Annotated in this window: 11 protein-coding genes; 3 read left to right on the forward strand and 8 right to left on the reverse strand. The window is 39.4% G+C overall.

Annotation, left to right across the window (positions count from 1 at the left end):
* Nucleotides 1–331: 331 nt before the first annotated feature.
* Entirely contained in the window at nucleotides 332–4234 is a 3903-nt protein-coding gene (locus ACI7T6_RS02570; RefSeq protein ID WP_404666031.1) for an autotransporter outer membrane beta-barrel domain-containing protein, read from the forward strand.
* A gap of 83 nt (nucleotides 4235–4317) precedes the next feature.
* On the opposite strand, the gene glmS is transcribed toward ACI7T6_RS02570, so the two are convergent.
* From glmS to ACI7T6_RS02600, 3 genes are all read right to left on the reverse strand, one after another.
* Complete coding sequence (gene glmS, locus ACI7T6_RS02575) at nucleotides 4318–6150, reverse strand: glutamine--fructose-6-phosphate transaminase (isomerizing) (protein WP_404666032.1); 1833 nt, start codon at nucleotides 6148–6150, stop codon at nucleotides 4318–4320.
* A gap of 7104 nt (nucleotides 6151–13254) precedes the next feature.
* Complete coding sequence (locus tag ACI7T6_RS02595; RefSeq protein ID WP_404666033.1) at nucleotides 13255–13995, reverse strand: class I SAM-dependent methyltransferase; 741 nt, start codon at nucleotides 13993–13995, stop codon at nucleotides 13255–13257.
* Complete coding sequence (locus ACI7T6_RS02600) at nucleotides 13992–15407, reverse strand: amino acid permease (RefSeq protein ID WP_404666034.1); 1416 nt, start codon at nucleotides 15405–15407, stop codon at nucleotides 13992–13994. The genes ACI7T6_RS02595 and ACI7T6_RS02600 overlap by 4 nt, the downstream gene beginning before the upstream one ends.
* 64 nt (nucleotides 15408–15471) lie before the next feature.
* On the opposite strand from ACI7T6_RS02600, the gene ACI7T6_RS02605 reads away from it, so the two are divergent.
* Together ACI7T6_RS02605 and ACI7T6_RS02610 are read left to right on the forward strand one after the other, a co-directional pair.
* Nucleotides 15472–16398 carry a 2-hydroxyacid dehydrogenase gene (locus ACI7T6_RS02605; RefSeq protein ID WP_404666035.1) on the forward strand — a complete coding sequence of 309 codons (927 nt, stop codon included), beginning with the start codon at nucleotides 15472–15474 and terminating at the stop codon, nucleotides 16396–16398.
* Nucleotides 16391–17650, forward strand: a complete 1260-nt coding sequence (locus ACI7T6_RS02610; RefSeq protein ID WP_404666036.1) for an alkaline phosphatase family protein — start codon at nucleotides 16391–16393, stop codon at nucleotides 17648–17650. The genes ACI7T6_RS02605 and ACI7T6_RS02610 overlap by 8 nt, the downstream gene beginning before the upstream one ends.
* A 504-nt stretch (nucleotides 17651–18154) precedes the next feature.
* On the opposite strand, the gene ACI7T6_RS02615 is transcribed toward ACI7T6_RS02610, so the two are convergent.
* Genes ACI7T6_RS02615 through menD form a run of 5 tightly spaced genes read right to left on the reverse strand, consistent with a single transcriptional unit; the run spans nucleotide 18155 to nucleotide 23572 of the window.
* Nucleotides 18155–19351 carry an AMP-binding protein gene (locus ACI7T6_RS02615; protein ID WP_404666037.1) on the reverse strand — a complete coding sequence of 399 codons (1197 nt, stop codon included), beginning with the start codon at nucleotides 19349–19351 and terminating at the stop codon, nucleotides 18155–18157.
* A 7-nt stretch (nucleotides 19352–19358) separates the two neighbouring features.
* The gene (locus tag ACI7T6_RS02620; protein ID WP_404666038.1) at nucleotides 19359–20192 is read right to left on the reverse strand and encodes a hypothetical protein; all 834 of its coding nucleotides are present in this window, start codon (nucleotides 20190–20192) and stop codon (nucleotides 19359–19361) included.
* Nucleotides 20185–21045, reverse strand: a complete 861-nt coding sequence (locus ACI7T6_RS02625) for a 1,4-dihydroxy-2-naphthoate polyprenyltransferase (RefSeq protein WP_404666039.1) — start codon at nucleotides 21043–21045, stop codon at nucleotides 20185–20187. Before ACI7T6_RS02625 ends, ACI7T6_RS02620 begins: the two co-directional genes overlap by 8 nt.
* Nucleotides 21042–21902, reverse strand: a complete 861-nt coding sequence (menB, locus tag ACI7T6_RS02630; protein ID WP_404666123.1) for a 1,4-dihydroxy-2-naphthoyl-CoA synthase — start codon at nucleotides 21900–21902, stop codon at nucleotides 21042–21044. Before menB ends, ACI7T6_RS02625 begins: the two co-directional genes overlap by 4 nt.
* Complete coding sequence (gene menD / locus ACI7T6_RS02635; protein ID WP_404666040.1) at nucleotides 21890–23572, reverse strand: 2-succinyl-5-enolpyruvyl-6-hydroxy-3-cyclohexene-1-carboxylic-acid synthase; 1683 nt, start codon at nucleotides 23570–23572, stop codon at nucleotides 21890–21892. The genes menB and menD overlap by 13 nt, the downstream gene beginning before the upstream one ends.
* Nucleotides 23573–23584: the final 12 nt, after the last annotated feature.

Consider the following 23584-nt stretch of genomic DNA (forward strand, 5'->3'; position numbering starts at 1 on the left):
AATCAAAATAATTATTTTATTAAAAGAACTTATTAATTGAATGATGACTGATTAGAGGAGATAGTTTTCTTCTATTTATAACGATTCATATAACTTTCTTAATAAAATTTAATAGTCTATAAATTTATTTAATTGAATGTCAATGCCTTGTTTTTCCATCTAGAGATTCTTTATATAGGACTCTTCATCATCAAAAAGTCACGATTTTTTGAATAGGAGTAGGCTCCAAACAGGTTAATAAATATGTAATATAAAATTTTTAATAAAAAAGCATTTATTTTTATTGAGTCAAGCAGTTATGGAATGAAGGTTAAAATCAAAAAGGATTCTCATGATCAAAGAGAGAAAATATCCCGTCTTATCTCTTGTGCTTGGCATTTGTTTAATCGCTCCTCACTTTTTATGGGGAGACGAGGAAGAGGCTTCAGAAGATATCAAACTTCTGGATACATTAGTGATTGCCTCTGGGGAATTTCAGGGATATGGCATGGGCGAACATTATATGATTATCACCCCTCCTTCAGGTAATCGAGGAATTGATAATCAAGGAGGAGTACTAGCAATCACCGATTTTAAAGGTAGTGGTTATTTTTCGCTTACTACAGATGGTGCAGTCGCAATATCTGGAACTAAGAAAGGGGAGACGATCATTCAACTAAATGGTTATAAACCTCCTCAAATTAATGTAACTAATCTTTCACCTAGTCTTCCCTCTAGCATAGGAGCCCTTAGTGTAGATACCTCAGCAGTTATTACCATGACTAAAGTAGAGATGAATGTCAGCGGATCTCAAAATAATACTATAGGATCAAGTGCTTCTACAGGGGGGAGTATCAAGTTGAATGAATCCCTTATTGAAATTAGAGGGGATAATAGCTGCGGATTTTTTTCGAATGGGGTAGATACCGCATTTAATCCCTCAACAATTACATCCCAAGACTCTTCTATTAGGCTTTTTTCACAAGCGGGAGTTGGAGTCATTGCTGAAGAAGGAGGAAAGGTCCAACTTAATGCTTCTGAACTGAGTATAGAGGGAAATTTTACGGGATTAATGGCACGTGGGACAGATAGCCGCTCTTATCCCTCAACGATTACATGTGAAAATTCTTCTATTATATTGGGCCCTGGAGAAAGTTGGGGAGCTTTGTCTGAAGGTGGAGGGAAGATTGAATTGAATCATTCTCAGATTAATATGGGGATAGAGACCTCTAATAATAGCTACAAGGGATTAGTGGCTGCCTCACAAGATAGCAACTCTAATATATCAAAGATTGTATGCGAAGATGCTTCTATTACGCTATTTTCAAACACCGGCTATGGAGCTTGGGCACAAACAGGGGGAGATATTCAATTAAATAGCTCGAATATGGATATCAACTCTTCAGAAGAAGGGTACGGGGCTTTTACAATATATGGAGGAAATATTACATTAAATGGTTCTGACATTAAGATAAGCGGGGATGCAGATAAGAGCAAGGGGCTAGTTGCAATAGGCAGAGATGAAAATGCTCAATTATCAATGATTTCATGCCAAGGTTCTAATATTAATGTGATAGGTAATAATACGGCATGGGGAGCCCATACAAGTGCAGGAGGGGAGATTAAATTGAATCAATCTCCTATCAAAGTGGAAGGGATAGATTGTTATGGATTGCTGTCAGAATTGTCAGATAGTCAATCTTATCCATCAATGATTTCATGCCAAGGGTCTAATATTACTGTGGGAGGTAAAGGCGAACCAAGAAAAAGAGAGGTTAGTAAGACGGCACGGGGAGCCTATGTAAGGGGAGGAGGGAAGATTGAATTGAATCAATCTCCTATGCAGGTGGAAGGGATAGAGTGTTATGGATTGATAGCAGAATTCTCAGATAGTCAATCTTATCCATCAATGATTTCATACCAAGATTCTACAATTTTTGTGAACGGTAAAAGCCCATCAGGATGGGGAAATACGAGCAATACGGCATGGGGAGCTTATACAGACACAGGCGCTAATATTCAACTCAGCACAACGACTATGAATGTAAGTGCTAATAACTGTTATGGGTTATATGCAAAGGGGACAGATATTAATTCTACGCCATCAACAATTAATTTTCAGGGATCTTCTATTGTATTGGATGGAGATGTAGTAAAGGGAGCTTTTGTTGAAAACGGAGGATTGGTTATCCTTACAGGGGAGGGAGAAAATTCTTCTTCTAATCATCCATTTCACATGACGATTACAGGCAGCAATTCATCTAGTCCCTCTTATGGTCTTTATGCAGATTCTCAGGGAAGTATCCAAGTGAGTGAGATGGATATATCCATGGATGCGCCTCTTGCTGTAGGAGCTCAGGCTATAGCAAAGGACTCATCCATTACATTAGACGGTGTGAATATGCATTTTTCACGGCCTAATGCGGTAGGTGTTGGGCTTGAATCAGGATCTACCGTCACACTGAAGGCATCCACTTTAATGAATAAAGAGGCTCTAGGAAAAAAGAAGCGTACACGGCGGGCCTTAAGACTCTCTCAAGATTTTATTTATCCAGCCATTTATTCAGGAGTTACTAGTGCAGATGAGAGTAACTCTTTGAGGGTGACAGATGGATCAATAGGAGGAAATTTTACCCATCTTATTTATGTAGATCAGTCTCATCTAGAAGCTACTTTTCAGGGTAGCTCTGCTGTGAGTAGCAACTTGCAGGCTCCTTTATGTCATGTAACAAAAGATAGCTTAGTAACAATGCAGGCATATGATAACGCCTCTTTAACAGGGGATTTAGAAGGAGAGGGAAGCATCAAGTTATCTCTTTTAAATAACGCCTCTTGGAGTGGAAAAAGATCAGAGGAGCTAAAACCCCTTGTTCAGTTAGAAATAGGTCAAAATGCTTTATGGGAAGTCACTGGGAGCTCTTCCATAGATCAAGTTAATAATCAACGAGGCACAATTGAAATGACTCCTATCAAAGATGCAGCTGCTACTTTTCTTGAAATCCATGAATATCAAGGGATAGGAGGCAATATCATTTTGAATACCGCTCTTGGATTTAATAACTCCCCTTCTGATTTAATCCAAATTAATCACTATACAGCGACAAGTCCTACAGTTGTCACCATTCAAAATCAAAGAACTCCGCAAAAGATGGTGTTAAGCCATACGGTTCCTCTCATTAAAGTGGCTAAGTCAGAGCCTTTAGATGAAGGGGCATTTACCTTCAATCAATTCATCAATGGAGAGAGGTATAACTACACCTTTCAATATAACCCCCATGATCCGCTATGGCATATTTGGGGTCTTCAGCTAGAGGAAAAGACAAGTCATACACCCCTTTATGTAGCGCTTCCCTCTTTAGCACTTAGCTATAACTTATCCCTCATTGACACATTCCATGAAAGGATGGGATCACTGTCTTACTCTAAAGAAGCTAGTAAAGTATGGAGTAGATATAGCTATCAAAAAGGAGATATTGCTCAAAAATTACAAGGAAGCGTTATAAAAAGAATAGGGTCTTCTTATACAAACCAAACGTTTCAGGTGGGATCTACGCTCTTATCGATGAAACATCAAAATGGGCATCAAGATGATATCGGTGTATACGGCGCTTTTGGAGAGGCTGCAAATCATGTTCCTCTTGAAAAAGCCTCTTCTGGAAAAAACGGGATGCAAATCCAATCTGCTGCTACTTATTGGACCCACTTTGGTCCCTTAGGAGAATATCTAGACACCGTGATTCAAGGGAGCTATTACCGCAGTCAGCTAGCGGCTTTAGAAAGCTCCTCCAAAACCACAGGTTTTGGGATTACAGGCTCTTTAGAAGGAGGGATCCCTTTTCAAATAGGGCCCGGGTTTTTCATAGAACCTGAGGTGCAGATGATTTCTCAGCTCATGCATTTACACTCTTTTGCTGAAGAAAATAGCCGTATTCATCTTAAAAATATCTCCTCCTTTATGACACGTCTAGGTCTAAGACTTGCAAAAGATTGGATGCTATCGGAAAAGAAACTCTCTATTTGGGCAAGAGTGAGTGACTATTATGAATGGCTTAAAGGGGCAAAAGTGACTCTGGATTCTTCAATGAGCCCTACAACCTTTTCTTCAGAGCCTCTAAAATCTTGGGGAGAGTTTAATCTAGGGATAGATGCCTATCTTTCTCCTGCCGTATCTCTTTACGGAAGTGCTGGGTATTCTACAGATTTTAGCGCAAGCCATGCACAGGATATACAAGCAGGGATTAAATTGAGATGGTAAGGGATGTCTATTAACATCCCTATAGGCTCTATTTAGCTGAAAAGAAATACCTTGCTAACAAAAAATAGCTAGGGTATTTTTTTTTATTCGACAGTGACAGATTTGGCAAGATTACGCGGCTGATCAATCTCTGTTCCTCTACATTTTGCAATATGATACGCAAAAAGCTGAAGAGCGACAGAAAAAGGAACAGGAGCTAGCTCATCAATACAGAGGGGGAGCGTGATGACATCTTCTGTTAAGGTATGCTCTTCTTCACTTCCTGCGAAGGTAAAGAGAACAAGCGGCGCGCCTCTTGCCTCAATTTCCATCATATTGCTCATCATTTTCCCTAAAGTCTTCTGATTTCCACAGAGACCAATGATGGGAAGCTGATCATCAACTAAAGCAATAGGACCATGTTTAAGTTCCCCTGCAGGGTAGCCTGTAGCATTTAGATAAGAGATCTCTTTAAGTTTAAGAGCGGCTTCTAAGCTTGTTGAAAACATGTAGTGTCTTCCTAGAAAAAAGAAGTTAGAATACTTAGCATATTTCTCTGCAATTGTTTGAATGTGAAGCTCTTTAGAAAGCACTTCTTCTACAAGAGAGGGAAGCTTTTTGATTTCAGAGAGAAATAAAATACCCTCTTCTTGACTCACATCTTTATGCCTTCCTAAGAGAAGAGCAAAAAGAGAGAGAACAGTAATTTGACTGGTAAATGCTTTTGTGGAGCAAACGCTAATTTCAGCACCTGCTCTTAAAAAGATCGTGGTGTCAGCTTCTCTTGTTAAAGTGGAGTTAGCCACATTACAAACAGCTACAACCTTAACCCCTTTTTTCTTCATTTCCCGCACGGCTGCAACGGTATCTAAGGTCTCTCCTGACTGACTAATCGCAATGACTAGTGTGTTATCTGTGACAACAGGGTTTCTGTACCGAAATTCAGAGGCGATTTCTACTTGGCAAGGGACATGAGCTAGCTCTTCAATTAAAGAACTTGCAATAAGGCCTGCATGCCAAGAGGTTCCGCATCCTAATATCAACACTTTTTGGATAGAAGATAGATCATCTGCTGTGAGCTTAAAATTTTCAAACTCCACGCTTCCAAGCTTTTCTAGAAGTCTTCCATGAAGCGCATGCTGCAGTGCTTCTGGTTGATCAAAAATTTCTTTGAGCATGAAATGCTCAAAGGCTCCTTTGGATCTGACGGTATCATCGATTAAGATTTTTTCTGCTTCTTTGATGATGACAGATTGTGTTGAATCAAACACTTCTACTTTATGAGCTTCGATGATAGCAAGCTCATGACTTTGGAGGAAAATCACATCAAGATCTGGCGTATAAAAGGCGTTAGCATCAGAAGAGAGAAACACTTCTTGATTCTCTGTATGGATCCCGATTGCAATCGGATTTTCTTTGGCAGCTGCAACGATTTGGTGAGGATGATCTTTATGGATCACAGCAAGAGCCCAAAATCCTTCCATAAGAGAAAGAGCTTTTTGTGTTGCCGTCCCAAGGTCGCCTTGATAAAAATGGGAAATGAGTTGAGCAATCACTTCTGTATCGGTTTGAGAATAGAATTTTGCTCCTTGTTTTTTAAGCATTTCTCTTAAGGCAGCATGATTTTCAATGATCCCGTTATGCACTACAGCGATATGGAGATGTTCATCAAAATGCGGGTGTGCGTTATCTTTTGTGGGAGCTCCATGAGTGGCCCATCTTGTATGCGCAATCGCAAGAGAAATTTGAGAGGGGTCTTCTTTCCAAGCTTTTTCTAAAGCGCTCACTTTACCCACTTCTTTCCACGCTTTAAGCTTTTGATTATGAATACCACAAAGCCCGGCTGAATCGTAGCCTCTATACTCAAGTTTTTCTAACCCTTTTAAGCAGCTTATCGCTGGGTCTTTAGACCCTATATATCCAAATATTCCGCACATCTGTTATAGCCTCACATCATCCATGCTTTTGAAAGTGTATTTTTAGGAAACAATGATAACATAAATAGAATCGAAGAGGAATATAAAAAAAGGAGGTAAATCTCGGTAATAGAATAATCTCACACTAACGCTGTTAAAAGACGGGTGGCAAATTTTCCCAGGATGTTAAATGAGTTGAGAATCCTATTTCTAGGAAAGATCGTAACTATTGTTCTCATCTTATCTGACTGTGATAGCCATATCTATAAGAAATCAGGAACGTCTGAACTATAAAATACATCCTCTTCAGCAATTGAAAATGATTATTAAAAAAGTCGTTGCCGTTTTAAAGTGAAAAAATCTTGATTAAATAGAATGGTGTAATTCATATTGAATTTTTCAAACATATCATTTGAGGTTTAAGATGGATGTTTATGCAAAATCCTTAAGCAAAGCTGGGCTGATTAAAATACCGCTGCCCTCTTCTGATGATTTCAAGGGTAAAATTCGGCTCTATGGTTTTTCTGATCAAACTCCGGAGGGTATTGCAAAGATTCAGAAACTATTTGAGCCAGAAATTCAAGGAAGAATTTATGATGGGCCTATTAGTGAAATGTTTCAAGAGGTTTCAAATAAGCCATATTTGCTTAAAGAAGGAAGCCATTTTAAACTGCTCTCAGAAGAAGAGATTTTTCCTCTAGGTGATAGTAATTTGGGAGATATTTACTATAAATCAAGAGAGTATTGCAAAGCAATCGCCTACTACAAGAAGCGTTTAAAGATTTCTCTAAATCTTCAAAATAAGGTGAAGGAAGGCAAAGCTTATAGCAAATTGGGAAATGCCTATTGGAAGTTAGGAGAGACCTGTAAAACCATCTATTTTCATAAAAAATATTTAAAGATCACTCTAGAACTGCAAGATAAAGGTGGGGAAGGAAGAGCTTATAGCAATTTGGGAATTGCTTATAATTCTCTAGGAGAGCCCCGTAAAGCAATCGAGTTTCATGAAAAACATTTAAAGATCGCTCTAGAGCTTCAAGATAAGGGTTGGGAAGGAAGTGCTTATAGTAATTTAGGAAATGCTTATCATTCTCTAGGAGAGAGCCGTAAAGCAATTGAGTTTCATGAAAAGCATTTAGAGATAGCTCTAGGGCTCCAAGATAAGGGTGGCGAAGGCAGGGCTTATAGCAGTTTGGGAAATACTTATCACTCTCTAGGAGAGACTCATAAAGCAATCGATTTCCATGAAAAGCATTTAAAGATCTCACTGAAGCTTCAAGATAAGGGTTGGGAAGGGATTGCTTATGGCAATTTGGGAAATGCTTATCATTCTCTAGGAGAGACTCGTAAAGCAATCGATTTCCATGAGAAGTATTTAGAGATAGCCCTAGAGCTTCAAGATAAGAGTGGGGGAAGGAAAGGCTTATGGCAATTTGGGAAATGCCTATAATTCTTTAGGAGAGACCCGTAAAGCAATCGACTTCCATGAGAAACATTTAAAGATAGCTCTAGAGCTTCAAGATAAGAGTGGAGAAGGGAGCGCTTATAATAATTTGGGAATTGCTTATCGTTCTCTAGGAGAGATCCATAAAGCAATCCATTTTTATGAAAAGCATTTAAAGATAGCCCTAGAGCTTCAAGATAAGAGTGGGGAAGGAAGCGCTTATAATAATTTGGGAATTGCTTATCGTTCTCTAGGAGAGATCCGTAAAGCAATCCATTTTTATGAAAAGCATTTAGAGATCTCTCTAGAGCTTCAAGATAAAAGTGAGGAAAGAAGCGCTTATAGTAGTTTGGGAAATGCTTATTGTTCTCTAGGAGAGACCCGTAAAGCAATTGAGTTCCATGAGAAGGCTTTAAGGATTGTTCTAGAGCTTCAAGACAAGAGTGGGGAAGGGACTGCTTATGGCAATTTGGGAAATGCCTACTATTCCTTAGGAAAGACCCGTAAAGCAATTGAGTTCCATGAAAAGCATTTAGAGATAACTCTAGAGCTTCAAGATAAAGTAGGGGAAGGAAGTTCTTATATTAGTTTGGGAAATGCTTATCGTTCTCTAGGAGAGACCAGTAAAGCAATCGAGTTACATGATAAGGCTTTAAAGATCGCTCTAGAGCTCCAAGATAAGGTGAAGGAGGGTAGTGTTTATTGCAATTTTGGACTTGTCTATTACAAATTAAAGGATTATCTACAAGCAGAAAAATATTTTCGTCAAAGCATTAAGATTTTTGCCCCTTTTCAGCATGATGCAAAGCGGGCCGAGTGGCAAATCTCTATATTTGAGAAGTTGTCAAAACCTTATATCGGTTTAGAGCGCGTTTTATTACGGGACAAAAGCGCTTCGGCTTTAGAGATTTCCGATACAAGACGCTCTCGTGCCCTCTCTTCTCTTCTATTTCAACGCTTAAGCTTAAAAGAGAATCCAGATTTTTGTCTTAAGCATCTTTCAGTTCACAACATACAGGATTTAGCTGAAAAACTAGATACGACTTTTATTATCTATTCTCTTAATATTCTAATTGAGGAATCTATCTCTATTCATGCATGGATTGTATCTTCTGAGAAGAAGCCTCTCCAATCCATTCCTCTGCCTATTTCAGAGAGTGAGTTTTCACAATTAGATCATATTTTTAAAACATTTCCCTATCAAATGGAAAAAACTCGTCCAGTTAGAGGTGAGAAGCAGCCAACTCAATTATTTGAGGAAAGGCTCTCTTCTTGGTACGACCTCTTCATTGCTCCTTTAGAAGAGCATATTCCTTTACCTGGTTCTGGAAAGACCCTCACCTTTATTCCCGATGGTTTTTTAGCGCATCTTCCTTTTGGAGCTTTTTATAATTGTAAAAGAGATCAATACCTGATTGAAAACTATCCGATTTCAGTAGCTCCTTCTATTCAGGTCCTCTCTCTTTTAGATCAACTTCCTAAAGAACCTTTAAATCAAGTGCTTCTGATGGGCAATCCCACAACCTCTGATAAAAAATACAATAACCTCGAAAAATCCGAAGGTGAAGTACGTCATACAATTGCCTCGCTTATGCAAAATTTGGATTTAAAAGTCCTAACCCAGAAAGGAGCGACTGTGGGAAACGTTTTTGCGCACGCTCCTGATGCTAAGATTATTCATATTGCAGCTCACGGAATGGCTAATCAAAAGCCTCTAGGTGATCCTTACTCTGTCTTTGAAGGATTCTTTAGATTAGCGCCAGATGAAAAATATCCAACAGGTGATCTTCATGCGAAAGATATCCATCTACTTACAGTACAAAAAGATGAGAGTCTACTCACATTAAAAGCAGAGCTTGTTTTTATGAGTGCTTGTCATTTAGGAAGAGGAAATCTTAAACGAGAGGGAAGTATTGGTCCGATTTGGTCTTTTTTAGGAGCAGGAGCTAAATCTACAATTGCTAGCTACTGGCCGCTTCCTGAAGGAGATATGACAGTTAAGATGGTAGATACTTTTTATAGGCACTATCTAGGGATTGATACTCCTCCGTTTAATAAGGCAAAAGCTCTTCAGCAAGCAGTTCTTATGGCGATGAAAACAGAGCGAAATAAACCGCGTCAATGGGGAGCGTTTTTCTTAGCGGGTTTAATTGATTAAGTGCAGTATAAGAGTTAAATCTAAAAAAGACATTTTATGCCATGTACACCATCTAACATCAAAATATTTTAGTTAAAGCGCCCTGGATAAAAAGCCTAATCTCATGATCCTTCTTTAATCGATAAAAAATTACTCTATTGCTTTTTTCACTGAGTGATAGATTAGTACAACACATCTTATTTTAAGGCTAAAAAATCTTGATTAAATAGAATGGCGTAATCCATATTGAATTTTTCAATCATATCATTTGAGGTTTAAGATGGATATTTATACAAAATCCTTAACCAAAGCCGGGCTGATTAAAATACCACTGCCCTCTTCTGATGATTCCAAGGGGAAAATCCGGCTTTATGGTTTTTCTGATCAAACGCCAGAGGGCATTGCACAAATTCAGACAATATTTGAGTTAGAAATTAAAGGAAGAATTTATGATCGGCCTATTAATAAAATATTTCAAGATATTTCAAATAGACTGTATTTATTAAAAAAAAGAAGTCATTTTAAGCTGATTTCAAAAAAAGAGGCTCTTTCATTAGGCTATAGTAATTTGGGAGATGTCTACTATAAATCAAGAGAGTATCGCAAAGCAATTCCATACTACGAGAAGAATTTAAAGTTTGCTCTAGGATTTCAAGATAAGGCAGGAGAAAGAATTGCTTATAGCAATTTGGGAAACGCCTATCACTCTTTAGGAGAGACACGTAAAGCCATCGATTTCCATGAAAAGCATTTAGAGATTGCCCTAGAGCTTCAAGACAAGATAGGTGAGGGTGCAGCTTATTGCAATTTGGGAGTTGCCTACGGTTCTTTAGGAGAGACTCGTAAAGCTATCGATTTTCATGAGAAGCATTTAAAAATCACCTTAGAGCTTCAAGACAAGGTAGGGGAAGGAAAGGCCTATGGTAATTTGGGAAGTGCTTACGATTCTTTAGGAAAGATCCGTAAAGCAATCGAGTTCCATAAAAAGCATTTAAAGATAGCCTTAGAGCTTGAAAATAAGATAGGTGAGGGCATAGCTTATTGCAATTTGGGAAATGCTTATGATTCTTTAGGAGAAAGTCGTAAAGCAATCGATTTTCATAAGAAGCATTTAAAGATCACCTTAGAGCTTCAAGACAAGGCAGGGAAAGGAAAGGCCTATGGTAATTTGGGAAATGCTTATGATTCTTTAGGAGAAAGTCGTAAAGCAATCGATTTTCATGAGAAGCATTTAAAGATCACCCTAGAGCTTGAAGACAAGATAGGTGAGGGCATAGCCTATGGTAATTTGGGAAATGCCTACTATTCTTTAGGAGAGACCCGCAAATCTATCGATTTCCATGAGAGGGATTTAAAGATAGCTCTAGAGCTTGAAGACAAGATAGGGGAAAGTAGGGCTTATAACAATTTAGGAATGGCTTATCATTCTCTAGGAGAGCCCCGTAAAGCAATCGATTTCCATGAGAGGGATTTAAAGATAGTTCTAGAGCTTCAAGATAAGGTAGGAGAAGGCAAGGCTTATAACAATTTGGGAATGGCTTATCATTTTCTAGGAGAAATCTGTAAAGCAATCGATTTCCATGAGAGGGATTTAAAGATAGCTCTAGAGCTTGAAGACAAGGTAGGGCAGGGAAGGGCTTATAACAATTTGGGAATGGCTTATCATTCTCTAGGAGAGATCCGTAAAGCAATCGATTTCTATGAAAAGGATTTAAAGATAGCTCTTGAGCTTGAAGACAAGATAGGGGAAGGAAGGGCTTATGGTAATTTGGGAAATGCTTATGATTCTTTAGGAGAGATCCGTAAAGCAATCGATTTCCATCAAAAACATTTAGAGATAGCTCTAAAGCTTCAAGATAAGGTAGGGAAGGGAAAAACTTATAGCAATTTGGGAATTGCTTATTATAGGTTAAAAGAATATCCTCAAGCAAAAGAATATTTCCGTCAAAGTATTGAGATTTACGCCTCTCTTCAGCATGATGCAAAGCGAGCCGAGTGGCAAATTTCTATGTTTGAGGAGTTATCAAAACCTTATATTGGTTTAGAACGCGTTTTATTACAGGAGAAAAATGCCCAGGCTTTAGAGATTTCTGATACAAGACGTGCTCGTGCCCTTTCTTCTCTTTTATTTCAACGCTTAAACTTAAAAGAGAATCCGGATTTTCATCTTAATCTTCTTTCATCTCAAAACATACAGAATTTAGCTGAAAAGCTTGATACTACTTTCATTATCTATTCTCTTGATTTGTCAATTAAAGAACTCACCTCTATTCATGTGTGGATTATATCCTCTGAGAAGAGGCCTATCCAATCCATTTCTCTACCTATTCCAGGGGGTGTGTTTTCAGAATTAGATCTTATTTTTAAAGTATTTCCCTACAAAATTGAAACAACTCGTCCAGAGAGAGGTAAGAAACAACCAAGTCAATTTTTTGAGGACAGACTATCTTCTTGGTATGACCTATTAATTGCTCCTTTAGAAGAGCATATTCCTTTACCAGGTTCTGGAAATACCCTCACCTTTATTCCTGACGGGTTTTTAGCGCATCTTCCTTTTGGAGCCTTTTATAATAGCAAAATAGATCAGTACCTGATTGAAAACTATCCGATTTCGATAGCTCCTTCTATTCAGGTGCTTTCTCTTCTAGATCAGCTCCCTAAAGAAGCTTCAACCCAAGTTCTTTTGATGGGCAATCCCACAACCTCTAAAGAAGAATACAATAACCTCAAAAAATCTGAAGGTGAAGTGCGTGATATCATTACACCGCTGATGCAAAATTTTGATGTAAAAGTACTGACTCAACAAGAGGCGACTGTAGGAAATGTCTTTACACATGCCCCTGATGCTAAGGTTATTCATATTGCAGGGCACGGTGTGGCAAGTCAAAAGCCTTTAGATGATCCTTACTCTGTCTTTGAAGGATTCTTTAGATTAGCACCAGATCAAGAACATCTAACAGGTGACCTTCATGCAAAAGATATACACCTACTCGCATTTAAAAAAGATGGGAGTCCTCTTACATTAAAAGCTGATCTTGTATTTATGAGCGCTTGTCATTTAGGAAGAGGAAACCTCAAAAGAGAGGGAAGTATTGGCCCTATTTGGTCTTTTTTAGGAGCAGGAGCTAAATCTACAATCGCTAGCTACTGGCCGCTTCCTGAAGAAGATATGACTGTGAAGATGGTAGATACCTTTTATAGACACTATTTAGGAGTTAATACCCCGAAGCTTAATAAGGCTCAAGCTTTACAAAAAGCTGTACTTATGGCAATGGAGACAGGGCGGAATAAACCACGTCAATGGGGGGCGTTTTTCTTAGCTGGTTTAATTGATTAAGTGCAGTATCAGAGTTAAATCTACAAACAGCATTTTATGCCATGTGCTCATGAGAACCAGTTGATCAAGGCGTCTTCTATGTTGGTAGAGACGCCTCTTCAAGCCATAGAAACCTTAAGAGGCTGATATAAGAGAGATAAACTTTCACTCAATCAAAGCAAAATTCAGCAAGGTATCAAGCGATGACTTTTTTAAGGGAATCTCTCTTTAAATTTTCTTTGCTAGAATAGCCATAAAAAGAGGGAACTCTTTTCTCGCTCTATTTTCCATTCCCGATCTTCCACCTTCACTTTTTTTATCAGAAATCCACTCTTCAAGGGTTTCAATAACAAATCCTGACTCTTTAAGCCCGTTGATAAAAAAAGAGAGCGGGTGATGAAATGAGTAGGTTAAAGGAGAGTCTTTCTGACTTCCTGGGTGAGTTTGAATGGGGATCTTTAAAGGGTCCATATACCGATCCATACGGCGGTATTGCAGTCTTTTTTGCTCATCAACGCCCCAGCTAGATTGTCTTGGAATACGGAAACAGGGGTGATTGAGAACGATGAGGAGCTTTCCTCCTGGTTTTAAAAAATGAGCGCTATTTTGAAAAGCCCCAAGAGGAAACTCTAGATTTTGCGTCACTAAGATGAGCGCTGCATGGGAAAAACCTGTTTCTTTAATCTCAAGAGGCTGCGTAATATCTGCCACATAAAACGGTCTATTTGATGTTTTACGGGCTGCTTTTACAAGAGATGAAGAGGCATCAACGCCGACATAATTGGTTTGTTTAGGAATCGATCTCTCTAATATCCCTTGACCGCATCCAAGATCAAGAAGAGAGTCACGGGGTTTAAGATCAAGAAGACGCAAGGCATTTGGAAGCACAACATGATCGTGATAGTAGTGACCTTTTTCTCCAACAAGGGCGTTATACCACTTGTGAGACGATTCCCAAGATGTTTTCAAATCTCTTCTCCTTCCTCGTGAGGCAGATGATGGTTCCAAGACGGCTTTTTAAATCTGTAGATAAGAGAGGGAGCTAAACAAAAGAGTATAATTCCTACGATCAAAGTGAGAACGTAGTAGAAACTACTTCCTGTAAAGATCTTCTCATTAGGTAAAAATCCAATCAAAAAGGTTAAGAAAGAACTTAAAATACCAAGGCCTGCAACCACCCAGATGCCAAGCTTTCCTCCAGGGATTTGATACGCTCTTTTAACATCAGGCTTTTTATACCTTAAAGCAATCGCTGCAGCAAACATCAAAAGATACATCACAAGATATACCTGCGTAACCATCACTGTTAAGATCCAGTAGGCGCTATTAATAGAGGGCATAAAAATAAAAATCAAGCTAAGCGCTGTGACAATTAAAGCTTGTAAAAGAAGAAGATGGCTTGGCATCCCTTGCGCGTTTTGATGTCTTAGCCAAGGAGGGAGATCTCCATGAGAAGCTGCTGCTAAAAGACCTCTACTTGGACCCACAATCCATGTACTTAAAGAAGCTAGCGCTCCAATAAACATTAAAAGAGCCATGAGCGGAGTAAAGCTCTCTAACCCGTAATTTTTCACAAAAAGGGTAAATGCTTGAATAGACCCTCCAGCTAAACTCATCGCATGTTGAGGTATCACAATACCGATTGATAATACACCTAAAATGGAGAGTGTCATAATCAAAAGAACGGTAATGAGAGTCGCTTTTGGGTAGCCGCTTTGAGGGTTTTGCATATCTCTTACGTGAATGGCAGACATTTCCATACCAGCAAGAGAGAGTAACACCCCTGTAAAAATCACCCACTCATTAAGAGAAAAAAGGTTAGGGAAAAATGTCTCTAAAGAAAAGGTGAGCTGCAGAGGATTTCCTGAGAAGAACCAAAGAGATCCAAGAGCAATAATCACAACAGCTGGAATTAAAGAGCCTAAAATGACCCCTACTGTACTGATCCATCCTGATATCTTCATGCCCCGCATATTAATGAGAGTTAATCCCCAAAATGCGATCAAAGAGATCACAGTCACATAAACTGGGTGATGAGCAAGTGAGGGATCAATGATATAGGCCCCGGTGACTGCGACAAAAGAGAGTGTTGTCGGATACCATATCACATTTTCAATCCAAAGAAGCCAGATCGCTAAAAACCCTAGCCGGTGTCCAAATGCCTCTTTAACCCAAACAAATACACCGCCCGTTTTTGGCCACCCTGTTGCAAGCTCAGCTGAAACAAGAGCTATGGGAATGAAAAAGACAACTGTTGCTAAGAGAAAGTAAAAGATCGCAGAAAAGCCTGACTCTGCAATGAGAGGCCAATTTTTTACGCTGCCAATAGCAGCTAGGTTGATCATCGCTAGAGTGAAGATGGAGAGAGATTTTTTATGCATAATATCGGAGAAACATGATGACATTTTTTGACGAAAAATTCTAGATAAATCATGATAGGAGAGCATGAAGAGAATTTATATTACCCGCCCTTTGATGCCCATTGCTCATGAAATGTTAAGTCATTATTTTCACGTAGAACAAAATAGAGAAGATAGAGCACTTTTGAAAAGTGAACTCATTCAAGTGATGCAAACCTTTGATGGGGTGTTATCAACTCTTATAGATCCCTTTGATGAAGAGGTGCTCTCTTATGCAGAGACACTTAAAGTGATTTCAAATTGCGCATCCGGGCTTGATAATATCGATCAAGAAATGGCCCTTAAAAAAGGGATCAAAGTTTTTAACGTGCCGCATGCAACAACAGATAGCACAGCAGATTTAACGCTTGCCATTTTACTTGCTCTCATTCGCAAGGTGCCAAAAGCAAGAGACTATGTAAAAGAGGGGTTATGGAAAGGGTGGGACCCTTCTCTTTTTCTAGGAGAAGAGCTAAAGGGTAAAACATGGGGTATTTTAGGATACGGAGATATTGGAAAAGCGGTTGCAAAAAGAGCTTTAGGATTTGGGTTAAAAGTCATTGCTCACTCAAGGAAAGGATTTATTTCCTCTCATGAAAATATTTTGTCTGTCTCTTTAGAAGAGCTTTATCAAACAAGTGATTATTTATCTCTACACGTCCCTTTAACAGAAGAGACTTCTGGTATGATTCATCAAGGAGCTTTTTTACAGATGAAAAAAAGACCTGTTCTTATCAATATGGCAAGAGGCAAGGTGGTTGTGACAAAAGATCTTTTAGAAGCGCTAAGCCGGGGGTGGATCCGGGCAGCAGCACTTGATGTGACAGATCCTGAGCCAATAGATTCTACCCATCTTCTTTGTCATCATGATAATGTCCTCATTTTACCGCATATCGGCTCTGCTACAACTGAGTGTAGATCACAAATGGCTAGACAAGCGGCAGAGAACTTGGTAAGTTATTTTTATGATTAACAATGACTCTTTACCCCCTCTAGAGGCTTCTTCTTTTTCCCCGCATCTTTTTAAACCAAGCTACGATGCTTTTAGTTTTAACCTCATACCTAGCACTCTTAAGGCAGCTTTTGGCATGCAAGGGAAGCCACTTCCTGATAGCTGTTGGGATAGAGGGGTGTATGAGAGAGTGATTTTCATTTTACTTGATGGATTTGGGTGGAATAGCTTTTTGCGGTATCAAGATCAGTTTCCTTTTTTAAAAAGAGTTGTCAAAGAGGGGATCGTATCTAAAATCTCTTCTCAGTTTCCCTCGACAACAACTGCGCATATCACAACACTTTGTACAGACAGTTGTGTAGGCGCGCATGGCCTTTACGAGTGGTTTATGTATGAGCCTGATGTGAATGAAATTGTGATGCCCATTATTTATCAATTTTCAAGAGATCAAAAAGGAAGGCCATTAGATGAAGTGCTCAGCCCTTCGCAATTTTTTCCTCAAAGCACCCTCTTTCATGATCTAAAAAAACAGGGCATTGTAAGCCGCATTTATTTAAACTCTTTGATTGTTGATTCCAACTATTCTGAGGCGATGTATGCAGGGGGAGAAAGAGTTAGCTGCCGTGATGAAAAAGCCATGATGGCTGCATTAAAAAATCATTTACAAAATCCTGGCTTTTTCTTGTTATACTACGGAGGATTTGATAGCTTAACCCATAGGCATGGGTTAGCCTCAGAAGAGGCTGAAAAGAGCCTTGTATCTCTTTTTACCCTTTTAGAAAATACAGTCATGACATCTCCTGAAATGCAGCTTTCCTCTACTGCTTTAATGTTATCTGCTGATCACGGTATGACCTCTATTCATCCAACAACCACTTACTATCTGAATGAAGAAATTCCAGAACTCATCTCTTTTTTACAAAAAGATGCAAGAGGGCATGTTTTAGCTCCTAGCGGCTCAAGTAGAGATTTTTTTCTACATGTGAAAAAAGGGTGTATAAAAAAAGTCATCAGAATGCTTCAAGATAAGCTTCAAAAAAGAGCTATAGTCCTTCCTGTTCAAGAGTTAATAGTTCAAGGATTTTTTGGTGAAGTACCTTTATCTGGTAAGTTTTTAGAAAGACTAGGAGATGTGGTGATTTTACCTTTGGGATCTCACTCCATTTGGTGGAAAGAAAAAGAGCAATTTGAGCAAAAATTCTATGCGATGCATGGAGGGCTCACTTGTCAAGAACTTGAAATCCCTTTTATCTTTTACCGAAAAAAGGGATAAGCCTACTTGTTGAAGTAGGCCATTAAAAAAAAAGTGACTTACTTTTTTTTCTTTTCTTGCTTCTCTAAACGCTTTTCTTTAAGCGTTTTTTGAGGCTTTTTTTTCTCTTCTTTTTTAGCATCTTTACTTTTTGTCATATAGAATATCTCCAAAATACGTTACAGATACAATTAAATTAATTGACGCCTTAATTATCTGTCTATTCAATAAAATTGTATTAAAGTTAATATGAGGGGAGTAAAAAGGACAAAAACAGCCTTTTTTACTGAAAATTGAGCTCCTAAATTTTCCTTAAGTTTTTAGTCTTTTTCTTGCTTAAAGCAATAAAAATATTTTTTATTCCAGGGCCCCTAGGCCGCAAGTTTAAATGGAGCTTGGCTAGATGATCAAAGATGTCTTTTGAGAGATAGAAAGGCGCCTATTATCTTCATAAAAATAAGAGGAGATACTTCTATCACTTAATGCAAAAAATATAAAATAACCCGCTTAAAATTAAGGACTTAATCAAGAATCAAGAGCTTGCTGTTGTAGCCATTTCCGGTTAGGTTTAAGCCCTGAGCCTTCCGGTAAAAGAAAAGCCTTAATGGGGATTTTAAAAGAAGGGAGGTGCTCTTTTAACCGGGCTTGAATCTGAGGAAAAAGTGAGGGGTTTTTTAAGTAAAGAGCAGGTCTTGCTCCGAATTCTTCATCCAAAATAGGGACAACAAGTGCTTCTTCTTCAGGGTAGTCAAGACGAATCACCCTTTCAATTTCTTCAGGTTGAATATTTTCTCCCCCTGAGATGAAGAGGTTATCTTGCCTTCCTAAGATAAAGAGCTGATTATTCTTCCACTCTCCTAAATCTTTGGTTTCAAACCACCCTCTAGCATCCACATTTTTAAGGAGTGTGTGATCATCTTGCAGATACCCTTGAAATAACACATCTCCTTTAACCCAAATCGATTGATCTTCTCTGATTTCAATTTGAGCATAAGGGTGCACCTGATGATTGGTGACAATTTGAGAGCTCATTTCTGTCATCCCGTAGGTGGGTAAAATCGGATAGGGGGTGTGAAAAGAGGGAAGCGGGGCTCCTCCTAATAACACAGATTGGAGGTTAGGGAGAGGGACTTTATCTCTTAAAAGACGGTAGAGCTGCGTAGGGACAAGTGATATATGGGTGGCTCTTTGTAAAGAAGAAGAGAACAAAATCTTTGCTTTTGATAGATAACACCGAAACAAAATCCCTAAGCCACCTACATGATAAAGAGGAAGTGTTTGAGCCCAGAGACTTTTGGGGGTTAAAGGGATCATTTGAAGAGACCCTTTAGCGCTGAAGAGGTGATTGCTAAGTGTGTGGCAAGCGATTTTAGGAGTACCAGAAGATCCTGATGTATAAAGGCAAGTGGCTAGTTGTTGAGGGTCTAGGGACCCTTCATCCCAACTCTTATCTGTTGGAGTTTGAGGAGAGGGAAATATAGGGATAAAAAGAGGGGATTTAACCCTTTGAAGAAACGGCTCTATGTTGGGGTGTTTAGGATTTAAAGGGCATGCAATTTTTCCCTCTTTCCAGATGGCAAAAAGCGTAATCACAGATAACGGGGTTAAAAAGGCTTGAAAAGGGACATAAGAAGAGGGGTGTTTCTTAACATCTTTTCTTAATCCTTCGACATAACTCTCAAAAAGGGGGTAATCCCAGCTCCATTTATCTGTGACAATCATAATTCAATCAAAATAGGTGGTTAAGAGGAGAAAATAACTTTCTTGTCTTGATACGGTAAGAATCTGGGAAATGCATGTTTTTATTATGAAATGTTGCAGGTTCTTCTACTAGATCGTCTTCAAGATATAACAAAGTTCCAAGCCCAAGCGTATGCTCTAGTACCCCGTGAGAAAGAGTGAGGGAAGCAATCATTTCAAGGCCAAGACTACTTTCAAAAGAGCTACTTAAGATGAGAGAAGAGCCGTAAGAGGGAAGGCCAAAAACCATCGGTTTATACACTTGCAATGCATGAGAGCGTATCTTCTTATCATAGGCAACAGGGAAGGAAGCTTTAGGAGAGGGAGGGTCTTCTAAAAACTCAACTGCAGCAGAGGGGATTTTTTCACAAAGAGCTTTTAATAAAGAAGGGGTCCACTGATCATTAAAATCTAGTCTTAGCCGAAGAGTCTTAGAGAGGGTTAAAATCACACCTACACTCTCTTCTAAAGACCAATCTCCAATTTTAAGTTTAGCTATCTCAAAAGAGGGGTGATGGCTAGCCAGTGTGAGCACCTCTTCAGGAGTACCTTTGAGTAAAAGAGCTGTGCGTATTTGACTTACCTTAGGAGCCTGTAACCCGTAGAGCCCAAATTCTACAGAAGGAAGAAGAGGGCCTTTCCACCCTTCTTGAAGTGCTTTTAACTGATCATACACATCTTTTAAAGATTCAGTGCTTCTTCCTGGTAACGGAGAGATTTCCGAGCACCTTCCCTCTGAAGATTCCAGTAAAAACCCGTGTTTATCAGGAAACCCTCTATGTTTAAGTGTAAATCTGTAAAATTTAAAAGGGATGTTAAACATAGAATAAAAGATTAAGACCAAGAAGGAGCGTACTGATAAGGCCTAGTTTTCCTGTCTGCTCAAGTGTGAGATTAAGCTCTACAGGATCTTTAAATCCCCACACCTTTTTTAAAGGGATAAGAGCTAAGATTAAAGTAAGAAGCGGAAGATAAAATCCTAAAAGAGAAGAAGTCAAGCTCCCCAGTAAAATAGCTACGGTATACTCAATCTGGGTCCACTTCGTTCCAAACCGGACAGCAAGGGTTTTTTTCCCCACTTTTTTATCATCTTGTTGATCCCTTAAATTATTCACAACTAAAATGGCCAAAGAAAAAAGACCTGGCATGAGTCCTAAGATGAGTGAGGTCCATGAAAGGGTGTGTGTTTGTAGATAAAAGGTGCCACAGGTTGCAATCGGACCAAAAAAAATTAGGACAAAGAGATCGCCTAGCCCCAAATAAGCAAGAGGAAAGGGGCCAGCTGTATAAGCAATTCCTGCCATCATCGATAGAAGAAGAAGAAGCCCAAAGTAGATTCCTCCTTGCCATGTGAGATAAACCGTTAAAAGCGTAGCTAAAAGAAAAACGGTAACAGCTGCTTTTTTAATCTGTAAGGGGGAGATGAGCCCCATTGCCACCACTCTTCTTGGGCCTTTGCGTGAGGGGGTATCTGCTCCTTTGATAAAATCGTAGTAGTCGTTAACAAAGTTTGTTCCAATTTGAATGCATAAGGCAGTTGTGAGCGTGATGAGGAAAAGAGAACAAGAGAAAAACCCCATTTTTAAAGCAAGAAAGGTGCCTAGTAAAACAGGATTTAAAGAAGCAAAAAGGGTTTTAGGACGGGTAGCTTCAAGCCATAATAAAAGAGTTTTCATGGTTTTCTTCCAAATTGCTTAAAGTTGGGTTTTCTCTTTTCTAAAAAGGCATTTCTTCCTTCTTGAGCCTCTTCTGACATGTAAAAGAGCATCGTTGCATTTCCTGCAAGCTCTTGAAGCCCTGCTTGCCCGTCGCAATCGGCATTTAAAGAGGCTTTAAGGCATCTTAGAGCCATTGGAGAGTGCTGAAGCATCTCTTCACACCAAGCAACCGTTGTGGCTTCAAGTTTTTCATAAGGAACGACATGATTGATGAGGCCCATCTGAAGCGCCTCTTGGGCAGAATATTGCCGGCAGAGAAACCAAATCTCTCTTGCTTTTTTTTGCCCTACGATACGGGCAAGGTAGCTAGCTCCAAATCCTCCATCAAAAGATCCGACTTTTGGCCCCACTTGTCCAAAGATAGAGTGATCTGCTGCAATGGTAAGATCGCACACAATATGGAGCACATGTCCTCCGCCAATAGCATACCCTGACACCATGGCAACAACAGGTTTTGGGCAGCTGCGAATTTGCCGCTGTAAATCTAATACATTTAAATGCTCTCCCCCTTGTCCATCTTGATATCCAGCAGTTCCCCGGATTTTTTGATCTCCTCCTGCACAAAAGGCCTCTTTTCCCTCTCCTGTGAGGATGATGACACCGATAGAAGAGTCTTGCCTTGCATCTTCAAGTGCTTCTCTCATCTCTTGCACGGTTAATGGGCGAAAGGCGTTTCTGACATGAGGCCTATTAATCGTAATTTTGGCAATGCCAGAGGTTTTATGGTAGAGGATATCTGTGAAAGATTTCACTTCACTCCACTGAATGGGAGAGGATAAGGGATGTGTATTCATAAATTCCTTTAACGTAATGATTGAAATGAGGGGGATAATAAGAGTGTTTGTTGGATCTTTTCTGAAAGCTCTTCATGGTGTTTAAAGTTTTCTTCCCTATGAGAAGAGAGTTCTACAATCACTGTTTTTTCTTGCTGAAAGATCGTATCTAACTCAGAAAAATCTCTTAGTTTAAGATAGGGAATATCAAAAAGATGCGCTGCATGCAAAAAGGTGTAGGGGTGAGGGGCCGCCACATATGGCTCAAAAACATCTTTTTCTTTAGCAATCGGGAGGAACGAAAAAATGCCTCCTCCTTGATTATTGATGACAATGAGAATTAAAGGGATTAAAGAAGATTTTATAAGAGCAAGAGAGCTAAGATCGTATAAGAAAGCAAGATCACCAATGAGGGCTACAAGAGGCTTTTGGCTCCCTTCTTTAAGACCGATTGCTGTTGCAATATTGCCATCAATGCCTGATAGTCCGCGCTGCCCAAAAAGAGTCCCTGTTTTTTTCTGAGGGAAAAAAATCCTATCGATATCCCTAACCGGCATGCTATTAGAAGAGTAAAGAGAGAAGTGAGAGGGGAGCTTATGGTGAAGGTACCGAATTAACCCCATTTCAGACGGTTTAACAAGAAGTTCATCCATAAGAGGATCTACTAAATGCGAAAGGGATTTCCACTTACCCACCCACGAGGCTTGAGGAGTGAGATAAGGCATCACTTCTTCACAAAAAAGATAAGGATCCATTTGGATACGGTCTGATACGATCCCTTGAGGGTCGTACCGAAGAGGGTGATTAGCAATCACAATATAAGAAGAACATGTTCTAGTAGCTAGCCATTTTTCTAGCGGCTTAGAAACGATTTTATCTCCGAAATGTAAAATGCAATCAGGCTGCAAAGAGTCTAACACTTTTAAAAGATCGTTATAGTAAGGAATAAGAGGAGAGTCATCCATCCCCTCAGATCTGAGGCCTGACATCGGATCTGCAAGGACAGGCCACCCTAGATGTTTGGCAAAAAAGAGAATGGAAGAAGAAGAAGAAGGCATGCTGCCGCAAACGATCACCCCTTTTTGATAGGAAGAGAGCTTTTTTCCCCACTTTTTAAAAGTGTCTTGAGAAAGGGTGAGATAAGGAGGTTCATACCGTGTGGGTGTAGTATGCAAATCTAAAACCTCTTCTCTAAAAAAAGGTTCTCTAAATTCACAATTCATGTGCACAGGGCCGTAAGGAGAACTAGTTGCTGTATGCACTGCATAAGCAACAGTTGATGTGACCCATTCAGGAGAAAGAGAGGGGTGATTAGCCGGTATATGTGTAAAATGCTTCACATAGTTTCCAAACAGTTTCAGCTGATCACAGCTTTGATTTGCCATCACATCTTTTAGCTCTGTTGGTCTATCAGCTGTTAAAAGAATTAAGGGGACTCTTTCATGAAACGCTTCCATGACAGCAGGAAGTAGGTTTCCGACCGCACTTCCAGATGTTGTGATGATGGCAACAGGGCATTTTGAAGACTTGGCAACACCGTAAGCGTAAAACGCAAGCGCTCTTTCATCAAAATGCACGCACTTAGTAAGCTTTTCTTCTCTAACAGCTGCAGCTGTAAGCTCTGAGGATCTAGAGCCTGGGGCAATGCAAACAGTCTTTACTCCGCAAGAGACAAGAGAGTCTATAATATGGTGAGAAAGGGACGTTTTCACAGTATTCTCTTG

This window comes from Rhabdochlamydiaceae symbiont of Dictyostelium giganteum (assembly GCF_964291045.1).
In the GTDB taxonomy this organism is placed as follows: Bacteria; Chlamydiota; Chlamydiia; order Chlamydiales; family Rhabdochlamydiaceae; genus PALSA-1444.